20 protein-coding genes are annotated in these 12,668 nt (G+C 35.8%); 6 read left to right on the top strand and 14 right to left on the bottom strand.

What is annotated here, in order from left to right:
• Positions 1-8 precede the first annotated feature (8 nt).
• From terS to ACIQZG_RS20810, 5 genes are all read right to left on the bottom strand, one after another.
• Complete coding sequence (gene terS, locus ACIQZG_RS20830; RefSeq protein ID WP_402757474.1) at positions 9-491, bottom strand: phage terminase small subunit; 483 nt, start codon at positions 489-491, stop codon at positions 9-11.
• A 111-nt stretch (positions 492-602) separates the two neighbouring features.
• A complete protein-coding gene (locus ACIQZG_RS20825) occupies positions 603-842 on the bottom strand; it encodes a hypothetical protein (protein WP_402757472.1) in 240 nt (79 codons plus the stop codon).
• 180 nt (positions 843-1,022) lie between these two features.
• On the bottom strand, positions 1,023-1,214 hold the full coding sequence (locus tag ACIQZG_RS20820) for a hypothetical protein (RefSeq protein ID WP_402757470.1): 192 nt from the start codon (positions 1,212-1,214) through the stop codon (positions 1,023-1,025).
• 449 nt (positions 1,215-1,663) lie between these two features.
• Positions 1,664-2,260, bottom strand: coding sequence for a CPBP family intramembrane glutamic endopeptidase (locus tag ACIQZG_RS20815; protein ID WP_402757468.1), 597 nt, complete (start codon positions 2,258-2,260; stop codon positions 1,664-1,666).
• 311 nt (positions 2,261-2,571) lie between these two features.
• Positions 2,572-4,272, bottom strand: a complete 1,701-nt coding sequence (locus tag ACIQZG_RS20810; RefSeq protein ID WP_402757466.1) for a hypothetical protein — start codon at positions 4,270-4,272, stop codon at positions 2,572-2,574.
• A gap of 483 nt (positions 4,273-4,755) precedes the next feature.
• On the opposite strand from ACIQZG_RS20810, the gene ACIQZG_RS20805 reads away from it, so the two are divergent.
• The gene (locus ACIQZG_RS20805; RefSeq protein WP_402757464.1) at positions 4,756-5,148 is read left to right on the top strand and encodes a hypothetical protein; all 393 of its coding nucleotides are present in this window, start codon (positions 4,756-4,758) and stop codon (positions 5,146-5,148) included.
• A gap of 34 nt (positions 5,149-5,182) precedes the next feature.
• Here ACIQZG_RS20805 and ACIQZG_RS20800 read toward each other — a convergent pair whose 3' ends face one another.
• Positions 5,183-5,644, bottom strand: coding sequence for a LuxR C-terminal-related transcriptional regulator (locus ACIQZG_RS20800; RefSeq protein ID WP_402757462.1), 462 nt, complete (start codon positions 5,642-5,644; stop codon positions 5,183-5,185).
• 135 nt (positions 5,645-5,779) lie between these two features.
• On the opposite strand from ACIQZG_RS20800, the gene ACIQZG_RS20795 reads away from it, so the two are divergent.
• A complete protein-coding gene (locus ACIQZG_RS20795; protein ID WP_402757460.1) occupies positions 5,780-5,980 on the top strand; it encodes a hypothetical protein in 201 nt (66 codons plus the stop codon).
• 437 nt (positions 5,981-6,417) lie between these two features.
• Here the strand turns inward: ACIQZG_RS20795 and ACIQZG_RS20790 are convergent, their stop codons facing one another.
• Positions 6,418-6,591, bottom strand: a complete 174-nt coding sequence (locus tag ACIQZG_RS20790; RefSeq protein ID WP_402757458.1) for a hypothetical protein — start codon at positions 6,589-6,591, stop codon at positions 6,418-6,420.
• A 257-nt stretch (positions 6,592-6,848) separates the two neighbouring features.
• Here ACIQZG_RS20790 and ACIQZG_RS20785 point away from each other — a divergent pair, with 257 nt between their 5' ends.
• Positions 6,849-7,742 (top strand): AraC family transcriptional regulator, encoded by an 894-nt coding sequence (locus tag ACIQZG_RS20785; protein WP_402757456.1) that lies wholly within the window; start codon positions 6,849-6,851, stop codon positions 7,740-7,742.
• A gap of 166 nt (positions 7,743-7,908) precedes the next feature.
• On the opposite strand, the gene ACIQZG_RS20780 is transcribed toward ACIQZG_RS20785, so the two are convergent.
• The 4 genes from ACIQZG_RS20780 to ACIQZG_RS20765 are packed head-to-tail and all read right to left on the bottom strand — an operon-like array spanning position 7,909 to position 9,390.
• Complete coding sequence (locus ACIQZG_RS20780) at positions 7,909-8,091, bottom strand: hypothetical protein (protein WP_402757454.1); 183 nt, start codon at positions 8,089-8,091, stop codon at positions 7,909-7,911.
• Entirely contained in the window at positions 8,088-8,627 is a 540-nt protein-coding gene (locus ACIQZG_RS20775) for a phosphoadenosine phosphosulfate reductase domain-containing protein (protein WP_402757452.1), read from the bottom strand. Before ACIQZG_RS20775 ends, ACIQZG_RS20780 begins: the two co-directional genes overlap by 4 nt.
• Before the next feature lie 51 nt (positions 8,628-8,678).
• Positions 8,679-8,915: a hypothetical protein gene (locus ACIQZG_RS20770; protein ID WP_402757451.1), complete on the bottom strand. Its 237-nt coding sequence runs from the start codon at positions 8,913-8,915 to the stop codon at positions 8,679-8,681.
• A 34-nt stretch (positions 8,916-8,949) separates the two neighbouring features.
• Positions 8,950-9,390 (bottom strand): ASCH domain-containing protein, encoded by a 441-nt coding sequence (locus ACIQZG_RS20765; protein ID WP_402757449.1) that lies wholly within the window; start codon positions 9,388-9,390, stop codon positions 8,950-8,952.
• Between the two features lie 131 nt (positions 9,391-9,521).
• Between ACIQZG_RS20765 and ACIQZG_RS20760 the strand changes: the two genes are divergently transcribed.
• Positions 9,522-9,728, top strand: a complete 207-nt coding sequence (locus ACIQZG_RS20760) for a hypothetical protein (protein ID WP_402757447.1) — start codon at positions 9,522-9,524, stop codon at positions 9,726-9,728.
• Between the two features lie 23 nt (positions 9,729-9,751).
• On the opposite strand, the gene ACIQZG_RS20755 is transcribed toward ACIQZG_RS20760, so the two are convergent.
• Positions 9,752-10,111 carry a hypothetical protein gene (locus ACIQZG_RS20755; protein ID WP_402757445.1) on the bottom strand — a complete coding sequence of 120 codons (360 nt, stop codon included), beginning with the start codon at positions 10,109-10,111 and terminating at the stop codon, positions 9,752-9,754.
• Positions 10,112-10,138: 27 nt separating this feature from the next.
• Positions 10,139-10,429 carry a hypothetical protein gene (locus ACIQZG_RS20750; RefSeq protein WP_402757443.1) on the bottom strand — a complete coding sequence of 97 codons (291 nt, stop codon included), beginning with the start codon at positions 10,427-10,429 and terminating at the stop codon, positions 10,139-10,141.
• 133 nt (positions 10,430-10,562) lie between these two features.
• Here ACIQZG_RS20750 and ACIQZG_RS20745 point away from each other — a divergent pair, with 133 nt between their 5' ends.
• A complete protein-coding gene (locus ACIQZG_RS20745; RefSeq protein WP_402757441.1) occupies positions 10,563-11,006 on the top strand; it encodes a carboxymuconolactone decarboxylase family protein in 444 nt (147 codons plus the stop codon).
• Between the two features lie 341 nt (positions 11,007-11,347).
• Here the strand turns inward: ACIQZG_RS20745 and ACIQZG_RS20740 are convergent, their stop codons facing one another.
• Positions 11,348-11,830: a hypothetical protein gene (locus ACIQZG_RS20740; protein WP_402757439.1), complete on the bottom strand. Its 483-nt coding sequence runs from the start codon at positions 11,828-11,830 to the stop codon at positions 11,348-11,350.
• Positions 11,831-12,046: 216 nt separating this feature from the next.
• Between ACIQZG_RS20740 and ACIQZG_RS20735 the strand changes: the two genes are divergently transcribed.
• A complete protein-coding gene (locus ACIQZG_RS20735) occupies positions 12,047-12,328 on the top strand; it encodes a hypothetical protein (RefSeq protein WP_402757437.1) in 282 nt (93 codons plus the stop codon).
• Positions 12,329-12,668 lie beyond the last annotated feature (340 nt).

The raw sequence follows: 12,668 nt of genomic DNA, 5'->3' as shown, positions 1-12,668 counted from the left end.
CCCTCTTCTTAAGAACGTGGGGAGTATTCGTATTTCGCTTTTTTGAGCTCCTTAATCATTTCACCTTTATCGGTAACATGCATAATTCGTTGAGCTCGAATAATAGCAGCATACTGAATCTGTATTTGATCCCAGATTAAATCAGCTGGGGAACGTTCGTTCATCGCTTCCATGATTTCAAGTGTTTCTTCGGGTAGAAACTTAGCAAAGAAACCATGAGTTACTACATTCTGATTTTGCTTAGGTGCTCCATGCCCCTTAGCGTTGCTGTTGCCAGTCTGAGCCCCTCGACTTCGTTTAGTAACGTTACCATTGGATTTAGTAACGTTACCTTTCAAATGGTCATCCCATTTATCTTGGTTCTTCCACTTACGTATCTGCGAATCGGATAACTCCAGTTGCTCGGAAATGTCCTTCAATAACATTTGCCCTTTGCTTTTAAGCCACATTTGAAACGCTTCATCACGTTTCGGATTCCTCGGTCTAGCCATATCTCATAACCACCACCTCCATCATTTGTTTGTTTTGTAATTACCCCCATTATGCTAATAGCTTTGTAAAAATAAAAAAAGTCATCTCCGATTCGGAAACGACTTAATAGCTCAATCACACGAAGAACCTCCAGAATCACTGTCACTCGAAGTGGTGTCCGAACAATCATTTCTGTCTGTGTCTTGTAGCGAAAATACTGAACCTGTTGAAATAAAATCAGTTGTATTATTACCCGAATAGTTAGAACGGCTTCGGTTTGAAGAACTATAGTTATTACTTCTTGTCTTTTTCAAAGTAGTCAAAATCCCCACCATCATGACCAAAAATATAATTACAATAAAAAACTCCAATCATTACACCCCCTTTGGATAACAGTTTAATTTTACCATTAAAATATAACTTAATCATTACCTTTCACTCTCAAAAGTAAGCACCGGTCGTTCTGAAGTAGAGGGGGAAACTGCACGATGTTTACTTTTCAGGGCAAAATAAAACACCCACATTAAGTGGATGCTTCAAAACTTTTAATTTTATAAAACACTGAATTGTATTACTTGTGCCATGTTAAAGCACCACTTCTTACGTCCTTCGTTTGAACAAAAAACCTCTCCATTTTTCATCATGTTTCCTATTTTTTCAATAACATCATTTTCACTAGCACCAGAAACATATATATCATGTGCTGGACCTACATTAAAAACTATCCTCACTTTAAACTCCATAATCCTCACCTCCCACTCCATCATAGAGCAAGGAGACTATACAAAACCTCAATAAGTTTTTGATATAAAAAAGACGTCACTTGGACGCCTTCAATGTTTTATCAATATCTTCAATCAATCGATCAACACAATCTTTAGTGATTTTTGTACTGCTCATGGCTTTACTGTTGTTAAGTCTAAGATTCTCACTATGCGATGTTCTATTCGCGAGATTTGTCAATTCTATTGTAATATCTTTTGCCATAAAATCACCCCATTAACAAAATAGCACAAAACTCACTATTCATCATTATAAATTTTAGGTATTATTTCACTCTCGAAAGCAAGCACCGTTCGTTCGTGGTAAGGGGTAGACCACCGATGCTCACTTTTCAGGGCAAAATAAAAACACCCAAAAAGGGTGTTAAACATATTGATAATCTTGATCTAAATACAACCTAACTTTCCATTCATTTGACACTTATAATATTGTATTTAAAAAATAGTGTTATTCCAAAATTCATAACAAAATGAACAACAATAGGCACAAGAATATTATTTGTTTCAAAATACACCCAGCCAAAAATCAAACTTGGAATACTAATATTGAACAACATTAAAGGCTTCTTAAAGTATTGAATGTGAAACGCTAAAAATAATAAAGTAGTTACGATAATAGACAACCATTGATTTTCAATAAAAATAAAAATCAAGTTTTGAATAATCCCTCTAAATAATAGTTCCTCAAATAAAGCACCTAAAAACATAAAAACAAAAATATTAAAAAATGAGTAGTTTTGATAAGTCTTATTCGTATCGTCTATGTAATTTGAGGGAGTAAATTTCGTTAAAACTACACCAAATAAAAGTAAAGCAAGTGATGTGATAATTACATTCATTATCATATTCAATGGTTGATCGAATGATAAAAAATCTTGAAATGTTACTACTTCATAAACAGTAAGAATAAAAATTACAGCTAAGCAAATAAGCGAAAATGAAGTGAACACTGTAATAGCGTCTTTTAATTTAAATTCCTTTTTTATTTGAATTCTTTCGCTTTCCATATAACCCCTACTTTCGATAATATTAGCAAACTACATTATATTACCACATCATCTTAAGGAGTTAACTTTTTGCTCTCAAAACCACACCAAGTACAATACGGTCGTCGCCACTTTGGCTAAAAAGCTGTCGCTCGCTTAATAGGTCATGGCGTACTGGGCTCTGCATTGATTTGATGCAGTTTTCAAAGCACAAGAAAAAGCCTTACCGTGCTAGGTGTAAGGCTTTTTTCGTCTATTATTCTATTGTGGTAAAACTGCCGATAGCTCACTCTTCAGGTCGTTGAAGTTTGAAAGAACAACCTAAGTTCCTATTAATCTAATGCAAATCCCCTAGAACCATCAACTGCTAACGCCATAGCTAAAGCGTAGAATGCTCGACGAGCTCCAGCACAGTTAGGAGATTCTTTATCGGTAGTAGTAAGATCTGTAGCAGAATCAACCGTTCCACTTGTATTTGAAGCATCGGCTAATATATCTAAGCGGGCTAAATCCCATAAGCCAGAACGACCGTGCGATGGAAACTTACTTTGACCATGTAATGCTTGACCAACATCAAGTTGATGTTTAATTGCTTTTGATACTTTATTATCCATACTTGCTAAACCTTGCCCTGTAATTCCAGGGTAAACATTAAACAATCCAACCATAGCTTGATTAATTCCCTCACCTTTATTAGGCATTTGCCACGGATTTTTAATTAACTCGGCTGAACCTAACATGGCATTCTCCGGAATGTACATTCCCCAATATTTAGCTTGGCTAAACGAATTACTAACTAAGGTATTATTAATAGTTGAATAGTTATCAAAAATATCCTTGTAGGTATTAATTAACTGAGTAACCATTACTCCAGAATCCGAATCTATATTCGGAACAAGGCTGTGCCATGATGATGCTGTTGGATTTTCAATTAAACTTGCATAAATTTGCAAGAATGTTATTGCAAATGCATTATATGCTGGAGAATCAAATCGAGCACGTAGCATATTATTTGTCAGGTTTACATCCGAAAACCCATGAACCGGAAGAACTCTTTTCGCAGATAATGAATCATTATAGGGCTCTTGCTGGAAACATCCTTTAGAAGCATTAGCCACGGAAGTATTAGAACCCCATTGAGTATAGCTAAGAACATCTCGGATTGCATTTTTCAGGTTATGTGCAGGATCTAATGAAGCTTCAGTCTCATTAACCTTTACATCATATACATGCGCTGCCATCCAACAAGCAACAGCGTTCAGTGAAGAATTAAGAATAAATCGTTCGTTTTTAGTATTAAAATATGCGTGATGATTTATATAATCTTTACCACTTGTACCTGATTGAATACCCGCAAACGTAACTTTTCCCGAATCATCAAGAACCGTTGGGTTGTCTAAGTATTTTTTCTGAGGATCAGTTGATAAATCTGCTGTAACTATCCAGTATCCAATTTGACCGGAATAAGGACCAGTAGCAAAACGGTACGATTTTTCTGAATCATCGTATGTCCAAGCAGACGGAGTTCGATAATGCATTAAAATATGGTATTCTTTGGAGCTTAATACTTCATTAGCAAAATGATCTCGGTATTGCTCTAACAATGCATCAAGATTAGAAAATGATACATCGCTCTGAGATTCATCTAACTTCTTAAGCATTGCTGCACCAAGATAAATTAAGCCTGCTAGTTGATCAATTGGATTCGTTGGAAAATTAAAAGCTTTATCGATAAGTTTTGGAATAATAGTATTAACAATTTCCTTGTAAACTGCATCACGTTCTCCAGCTTGAGCCTTTTGTTGGGCGAACTGAGCACAGAACATCATTAATTGTCCAACACCTTGTTGAATTGGAGAAGAATTGAATGTTTCACTTGAACCATTTAATAAATAGTTTTGGATAAATTTTCGCACTCGAGGATATCGACCTTTATCCTTCATATAAGGATGTTTTAAAGATGACTGCTCAGTAGGTAGTAGAAACGCTTCTGCGAAGGCATGACCTTCTTGCAAGGGTGTAAATTTAGTCAAATCAAATCACTCCAATTTTCCTGTTTTTAGCCTTTTATATTAATTAAGATACCTAATCTTTTTAAAATATAGGCCGGCCATGTATGTCATGCTCCGAACGAACTTGCTCGGCGCTGGTCGGTCGTCGGTCTGTCTTTCCCTAATAATTAGTATTTTCATAAATACCAAGGGAAGAAACATTTACCTGTCCGACCTCCCCTTTAGTTTACAAGATGAATTTTTAAATACCTAATGTGTAACGTATATAACGTTTGTAACATCTGTCACATTTGTAACATGTCCAATATGTGTAATCATTAATGCTACTAAATGCTTGTGGATCTGCAAACTGATGTTAAAAGTACTAAACGAGTTTTCATAATAAAATATCCATTTATTAACTTTAAAGGTTATAATAAAGTATAAAAAATACTAAATTAAACCTATTTCAAATTTAACTAAAGTGTTTGATTTGAAATATTTTGTAATTAAGGAGAGTTATTGATGAAAATTCAAACCAGTAATACATTAAATTATTTGAAAACAGAGGTAAATAAAAATATAAAAAATGAAAGTCTCTTAGATTTATTTGGAATTAAAAATATACATAAAGACAAAGACAAAGACGAAAACGAGGAAAAAATCAAACCTAAATTCGAAACCAGATATGAAGATGGTTATATACGTACATATCTTGTGAAATCGAATGGACAAAAATTAGTTAGATTACTTGTTAGGGAGGTTAAACAAACCCAAGAAAACATGAAAGAGTCCATAGATTTAGAGGATATGTTGATACAAGAGCTTGAAAAGTTATCTAATCCAAAAAAATATGAACAGAATACTTCTATTTTTGAAAAAGAAAAAATTATTTTTAAATATAAAACAGGTATTTGAGGACGATCAATATAAACCAGATTAGAAATGATTATTAATTTGCGTGAAGGTTTAACAGATACCTAATAGAAAGCTTATTTATTGCCACAATCTGCTTTACAATGTTATCTTTAATACGTTTAATACTAGTTGCCGATAAAGCCATGTGCTGACCTATCCAGCGCTGGGATTTACCGTCTAACATCCAGTTCAACACTTGTACTTCTCTAGCACCAGTAACCTTATCTAGTAGCTTCTGAACCTCTAACAGTTTCTTCTCATAATCTGCAACACGTTTAATATTTTTCGAACGTCTAATAGCCTCCTGCATAATCGGATCGCCTACACCACCTACTGCTTTTGGTAGTGTAGCCTCGATTCCATACTGAGCCGTTTTTGCCCCAACGACCATTTCTGCTCGCATTTCTTTGATGGCGTTAACCATCCAATGGTAGTCGGTAATCATTGAATCTAACTTATCTTGCGTAAATGTTAATACTTGCCCTTGTCTATTCATAGTTTTGCCCCCTATGATATAATGATGTTGTCAATGCACCATCAAAGGGCATAAATCAATCTAGGCTGTAGCGTCTCCACACGCTGCAGCTTTTTTATGTTACAATTTACACAAATCACATATTGAGGTGATTTCATGGAAAACGTTAAACTAGTTTGTAAAGCTTGTGGTGGTGATTCCTTTACAACCGGTCAAGTTGGTGGTGAAACTAGTCAAGGTAATGTTAGACCTATAGGGTCTGTATTTGCTGTAGGATCCCCATTCATTTTTAGTTTTTGTAAAAATTGTGGTGAAGTAGCTTCAATTAAGGTTGCAAAGCCGCAAAAGTTCAAATAGGCACTTTTGACAGCTGTAGCGTCTGATCACGCTGCGGCTTTTTTTATGTATAAATAACCTTAATTTGTACACACTGCATATTGAGGTGTTTTAATTGACTACATTCGGAAAATACTTATATATTACTTTTTTTGTAACACTATTTTTAGTTACAACGGCTTTGGATTATTTCAATAATGGTAATTGGACTTTACTCGAAAACACCTTCTATTCCTTTTGGGTAGCAAGTTTATTATTCATACTATTACTATTTAGAAGTAGAAAAGATGGAACAAAAAACTGAAACACTTTTAAGTTATCTGAACATTCTATTTACATATCCATCAAAATATATTAAGCTGTAATTGCGTTTACTTTTGTTTTAGGTATTCCTTGAGTAAGTCTCTCGACTACTAAACTTACTCAAGGCTTCCTCCTTAATTTACTCAAATTGTTCACTAACCACTCATGATTTTCACTAATTCATTAAATTCCTCTTGTGACATATTGTTTGGAATAAAACGCTCAACTACCTCACTAAATGGCTGCAGGTAATTCACTAATGTGTCTTCTGCATCAGCTCGATTTTTCGTTGTACCTGTTACATTGTTTAAATATTCTTCACGAGTCATATTATAATGTGTTACTGTATCGACAATAGTTGAAAATCGACAATATAATCCGTTTGGTGCTGCGCGATAAACGCTCCCATTTTCTCACTCCTTTACTTCGTGCGATTTGCTCATATTGTTCAGAAATTAAAGCTCAAATAACTTCTCTTAGCATCTTCAATTAACTTCCAAACATCGCAATTTTGGAACAGTATCTTTCTAACACTTTGATATACTGGTTTTACTGCAAGAATTGCCATGCAGTTGGAGGGATTTTAATGGACACAATGGAAACTTTGCAACATATTCTGGAATTTATTGACGAACATATTACAGACAATATAAACCCAGATATTTTAGCTGCACACGCGGGGTATTCAACTTGGCATTTCTGCCGAGTATTCCAATGGGGTACCGGATATTCGGTGATGGCCTATGTACGGAACCGCCGCCTTGCCTTTGCCGCACATGAACTTTCTTCTGGCAAGCGAATTCTCGATATCTCAATGGAATATGGGTTTGAAACTCACTCTGGTTTTAGTAAAGCTTTTCGACGTTATTTCGGCTGTTCACCAGGAACCTACCGCTTACATGCGCATTGTGATCGTCCGTTCCCACCAAGTCTTCCCGGCACTTACAAATACTTGATTGGAGGAATTATTATGGAACCCAGATTTGTTACACTACCCTCTATAAAACTTGCTGGCTTTGCCATCAAAACGACTTCAACTGCTGGAGAAAACTCCAAAACAATCCCAGCTTTTTGGAACGACTATATGAGCGGTGGAATGATGGAAAAACTTCACGCAGAAAACTTTATCAAAAAGCACGATGAATACGGTGTATGCTTTCAGGAAGACCCGACGACCGGAGAATTTGAGTATGTTATCGGCGTTGAACGGATAGACGGTACAGAAATCCCTGGCGAATATCATGTTTGCGAAGTACCACCCGCAACTTATGCAGTATTTTCATCACCACCTAGCGATGCACCGAACTTTGTTGCTGCAATTCAGGGCACATGGAATTACATTTTTAATGAATGGTTTCCTAAGTCTGGTTACGAGTACGCACCAGATTGTAATGACTTTGAACTATACGACGACCGTAGTATGCCTGATGAAGGGAAAATTTGCGACATCTATATTCCAGTAGTTAAAATGCAAAAATAAAGTCAAAATAGAATTGAATGGTACAAAAACGGATGCCTATAGTTATGTGCATTCGTTTTGCATTTAATAGGCCGATTTAGATTGTTTAAACAGCTATTGATACACTTTTTTTACAGTATTTCTCGCCATTGCCATCCCCCTTCTCCTGGACAATATTTATCGATTACTAAACTACATTGGCATAAGCAATTTCGCACAATATGCCGCACTCTCCCATCACTTCATCTTCAATTCTGCCTCGTTCTGGGTCTAACTCGTCTAAGTAAATCCCTTTAATACACGTAGCGCCTATTTCTCTTTCTAGTGCAGCCATTTCGTTAAAACTTGCTGGGAAATGTTTACGAATCATATTCCAATAGCCCATACCGCCTTTAACACAACCGACACAGTTATTATTACGAAAGCCCAACTCAACATTAAAGGTCGTTTAATTCCCAATCGTTCAAGTAACCCATGTACTTCATCTTTCGTCAGCATGGCATCAATCAAAGGAAATACATGTTCATGTTCTGGTGTTGTTTGTAATAGCCGTTCTGCTCGATGTTTTTCCTCACTGTCATAGCCCCATACATAGCGCAATAAATCATCTTGTGTCTGCTCCCACCGTTGTCTTACTTTGCGCTTTAATTCACTCGTACATGGAGCACCAGATGGTCCATTGATATATCTACGTTTTCGTATAACTTCCACAGCACTATGAGTTTTTTCATTTTTTATTATTGTGAATTTACGTCCAATTGCTTTCTCACAATCTTTCAAAAATCTATAAGTGTCTGGGTGTTGTTCTTTCACATCAATGAAATAGATTTCGTCTATTTGATCTTTCAACAAAAAGATTGATATAAAGCTACTTACACCACCACTAAACCAAGCGATAGTTTTCATTTTCACTTCCCTCCTAGCTGCACAATATCTTTCAAATAAGAATTACCGTGTTCAGTTAATATTATTTTCTAACCATTCAATAGCCATCGAATAGCCTTCTTCTAAGCTATCAACTGAATAATCCCAAAGTTCTTCATCATCTTTATCAATAACGAAAGAATAGGTGAAATGAGGCATATCTCCTGCGATTACTTCTTTACCGTAACCATTCTCGAATTGATTAAGGATTAAATACTTAATTTGATAACCTTTCTGAACCCAATCATTTGCACGTTGCAATAAATCCATTCATTTACCTCCCCAACTGCACAATATTTTTCAACTATTCATTTTTCCATTCCCATAAACTTAGTTGTCCTTTAGCTGCTATTGGCTCGGTTAATACTTTCAAGTTACCTAATTCCCATGCATAACGACCTTCTGTGTAGTCACCGAATGCCACTTCTAAACCATCAACTGTTTTTCCTTTGCTTAGTATGGATACATAGCCTAGCGTAGCCTCTACTCTGTAGCAATCTAATAATTCTGTTGTTGCAAGTACAACGCCTGTTGGAAGGTCTTTGTATGAAGTAATTCCATGCTCTTTCAATACACCTTTAATCCATGAATCCTCACACGCCTCCTTATCCACTGATTTCCCGGCATGAATTGCTAAAGGCCCGCTATACTTTGTCTGCCAGCTACGTGTTTCAAATCTTTTTTCACCTAATGCAATAAGTGTTGCCCAGGGTTGTTTTATCGTAATGGCTTTCAAAATTACCATCCTTTCTGCACAAAATCTTTCGATTAATACTCATATTGTGCAGTAATTGAATCAATCTATATTTTCAAACATTCCCTAATTATGTTATCCTTATATAAGTTATTAACCTATATATTAGGAGTTGTTATGCAATGAAAACAGACGGTACACATTCTAAAATTGGATATATAATATTTATTTTAGGTATCTTCTTGCTTGTAAGCGGAACAGGCAGATTATCTGGTCCCCTCGAATACAATTCATTTATTCCAAATAAATCTATTGCAATAATATTCATTTTTATTGGGCTTTCTGTTGTATTCAGTTCATTCTTTATAAAACCCCGAAAAGATCTATAATTTTTCTGAACACTATTTATCGATTAAAGATTAGACATATCATCTTTTAACCATTCGGTTTCACCTTGTTCTTCTTGTATTTCTAACGGTTCTTTTTGGTCTAACATATGCCAGTAGTCCATAGCAGAAGGCTCTAATTTTTCAAAATACTCTTGAATTGTGTCCTCATAAACTTCAATCCAGCTTAAAGTGTTTGGATCGCCTGTTAATTCCACTAGATGAAATGCCTCTGCTCCAGCGATCATATTGTATTGAATATCTTCATCTACATACCATTCAGAACCTACTTTGATTGTTTTGTAAGATTCGGTTGATGCACCATGTTCATCATAAATTTCTATATCAAACGATTTTATACATGTATATTTTTTCCAAATCAGCAACTCCTCCTTCTGAACAATATCTTTCGATTAATCTTCCCAGACATCTAATTCGCCTGTCATATATTTTCTAGAAGTTTGCAATCGCTCGATTAAAACATCTAAACTGGCTACGTTTTGAAAGACTAAATGCACTGGATAATCCACTAAATCAACTTGTTTTTCCTCGTTCTTCACAAAATGCCCTATTGGATGTGGCTCTTGTTCACGGAATGTTACAATCCCTTCTGTCTCGTTATTAGTCAATCCAGAGCCAATGTTAATGTCACCCAAACCGAATCTAACGGTTAATGTATTGTCATTGTTTTTTATGATTGGCAATTCTTTCACCCTTCCTGCACAATATTTATCATGAATTTCATATAACTCAGATGTTATAGAGTTAAAAACTAGTACAAACGTTCGTATGTTGCTATAATTATCTTATTCTTAAAAACAAAAGGAGTTTTGCCTTATGAGTCAAAGAGTTGACTACTATAATGTTGCACCTGACGCTATGAAAATTATGATGGATATGGAGAAATACACTAAAAAGTCTACAATTAATCGAGCAACTAGGGAACTTATCAAAATTAGAGTCTCTCAAATTAATGGCTGTGCGTTCTGCATAGACATGCATACTTCCGATGCTCGTAAAATGGGTGAAACCGAACAGCGTATTTATTGTTTAAATGCTTGGAATGAATGTACTTTTTATACACTTGAAGAGAAACTTGCTCTAGTATTATCTGAACATATAACTTTAATTCCTAATAAAAGAGTTCCCGATGACCTATATAACCGAGTACGTGAATACTATAACGAAAAACAGTATGTTGACCTTGTTCTAATCATCAATCAAATCAACAGTTGGAATAGAATTTCTATTGCAATGGGGAATACAGCAATTGAAAAATAATAACTCTTTAACGAACATCTAAAGGTGTTCGTTTTTTCTCCCTTTGTTTCGCAATTTCTTTCAATATTTCAATATCTTATAAAATCTGTATAATAAAATTATAATATTTAGCCTCTGTAGCTTTAGAAGGGAAGAGCGCCGGAAAACATTGTAGCTGCCGGGTCGCAAGGCAAGGGTTTCAGAAGCACCGAAAAGCAAATGAGCTGAGGCGGGTGAAATTCCTAGCCGGTGAAAGTCCGTAGGGAAGCGTGTTCCCCCTAGCCTATGCTTACGAAAGGAGTGCGGGTTCGAATCCCGTCAGAGGCATTATTCTCCTAGTACACAAAATCTTTCAACTAATCTCATATATATTTTAATTGCTGCCACTGATCTTGTGGGAGCTCTACCGCTACATCTATACCGTACTCTCGGATGTTGATAAACCAATGAAGCGGGTAACGACCCTGTGGTTGTTGCAATGCTGCAGCAGCATAAAAGTAGCAATCTGATTTACATGAATAGCAATTATTGATAGCAGTTATAAAATAATTTCCTAATTGTGCGCCATAAGAATTACGACGCCATATCAGTTCCGCTTCATATATTTTCCCTTTGTCTAGTCGAGGAGGCTCAGCTGGTTGTACCGGTTCCGGCGGCCATTCTTCCACTGCTTCGACGGCAACTCCTGCGACGATCTCAAAATATTTTTTTTGATACGTGCCGAAGTGTGAACCTGGGCGCGAGAAGCGACTAGCGTGGTATGCCGGTCCATGCGGATAAAGGAAATATGTTTCACCTACAACAAGATTCGACTTATCCGGTGCATTTATGCATAGTCCCTGCATTCAGCACACTCCCGTCAGTAAGCTCAACATCGAAAATGGTAATTTGTATCTTCCTAAATTCCGCATCAGCCGCTTCTTCTTTCGATTTCCGCTTACATACTGGGCCCATACCGGCAGCTTGGGATTTTTCAGATTTCAGTTTGAGTTACAGCGTCCACATAGCTTCATAACTTAACCGCTCCTACTGGGTTAAATGCAACATTAAGAGCAGACAACATGCAAGAGTTTCACATGATGGAGGTTATCCAAGGTTTTTTCACAACATTAAACAGTGGGGTTAGCACTGCTAAAAAAAATCAAGTTAAGCCAATATCAACTCCAATTATTGATACACCTAACAGGAAACCTGTATCAAACGAAACACATGTTGACTCCAGATGCCATTTTAAAGTGACTTTTTATTTTAAAGCATTAGCAATTTCGTTTATCCAGTGTTTTCCACCACAAACAACAAAAGTTGTATTATTTTCGGCCGTATCAAAATTATTAATTCTTTGAGATATAAGGAGATTTAATCCTAGATCAGTTCGATCTATTCCACTTAATTTTAATTCCCAATATAAATTAGGATTTATGTTCAAAGCATGGGCACAAAAAATAATTCGTTGTTTTAAGAAAGCCCTGTCTCAAAATTATGAACTGAACCCCGAATAGTGGACACTTTAAATAGTGACCCTATTCGGGGTTTTTTGTTCATTTCACAAAAAAATCTCGTTATACTAAAATATACGAAATTAAGAACGGGAGAAATTAGCATGAGTAAAATCATTTTTAACGAACATCAGATACGACAAATAGAAGCGAATCGATTTGTAGCATCTGTATCAGATCGTTCTAT

The sequence above is a fragment of the Lysinibacillus sp. NPDC096418 genome (assembly GCF_044762775.1).
Classification (GTDB): Bacteria; Bacillota; Bacilli; order Bacillales_A; family Planococcaceae; genus Lysinibacillus.
Note: the sequence above shows the minus strand (reverse complement) of the source record. Positions and strands in the feature narration are given on the sequence as shown.

Bases quoted from the DNA above. Each gene is read 5' to 3' on its own strand.
- ACIQZG_RS20805 (WP_402757464.1), top strand. From the start codon at position 4,756: ATGAAAATTCAAACCAGTAATACATTAAATTATTTGAAAACAGAGGTA.
- ACIQZG_RS20815 (WP_402757468.1), bottom strand. From the start codon at position 2,260: ATGGAAAGCGAAAGAATTCAAATAAAAAAGGAATTTAAATTAAAAGAC.
- ACIQZG_RS20745 (WP_402757441.1), top strand. From the start codon at position 10,563: ATGAGTCAAAGAGTTGACTACTATAATGTTGCACCTGACGCTATGAAA.
- ACIQZG_RS20770 (WP_402757451.1), bottom strand. From the start codon at position 8,915: ATGGATTTATTGCAACGTGCAAATGATTGGGTTCAGAAAGGTTATCAA.
- ACIQZG_RS20760 (WP_402757447.1), top strand. From the start codon at position 9,522: ATGAAAACAGACGGTACACATTCTAAAATTGGATATATAATATTTATT.
- terS (WP_402757474.1), bottom strand. From the start codon at position 491: ATGGCTAGACCGAGGAATCCGAAACGTGATGAAGCGTTTCAAATGTGG.
- ACIQZG_RS20780 (WP_402757454.1), bottom strand. From the start codon at position 8,091: ATGATTCGTAAACATTTCCCAGCAAGTTTTAACGAAATGGCTGCACTA.
- ACIQZG_RS20740 (WP_402757439.1), bottom strand. From the start codon at position 11,830: ATGCAGGGACTATGCATAAATGCACCGGATAAGTCGAATCTTGTTGTA.
- ACIQZG_RS20735 (WP_402757437.1), top strand. From the start codon at position 12,047: ATGCAAGAGTTTCACATGATGGAGGTTATCCAAGGTTTTTTCACAACA.
- ACIQZG_RS20765 (WP_402757449.1), bottom strand. From the start codon at position 9,390: ATGGTAATTTTGAAAGCCATTACGATAAAACAACCCTGGGCAACACTT.
- ACIQZG_RS20795 (WP_402757460.1), top strand. From the start codon at position 5,780: ATGGAAAACGTTAAACTAGTTTGTAAAGCTTGTGGTGGTGATTCCTTT.
- ACIQZG_RS20785 (WP_402757456.1), top strand. From the start codon at position 6,849: ATGGACACAATGGAAACTTTGCAACATATTCTGGAATTTATTGACGAA.
- ACIQZG_RS20820 (WP_402757470.1), bottom strand. From the start codon at position 1,214: ATGGAGTTTAAAGTGAGGATAGTTTTTAATGTAGGTCCAGCACATGAT.
- ACIQZG_RS20800 (WP_402757462.1), bottom strand. From the start codon at position 5,644: ATGAATAGACAAGGGCAAGTATTAACATTTACGCAAGATAAGTTAGAT.
- ACIQZG_RS20790 (WP_402757458.1), bottom strand. From the start codon at position 6,591: ATGACTCGTGAAGAATATTTAAACAATGTAACAGGTACAACGAAAAAT.
- ACIQZG_RS20775 (WP_402757452.1), bottom strand. From the start codon at position 8,627: ATGAAAACTATCGCTTGGTTTAGTGGTGGTGTAAGTAGCTTTATATCA.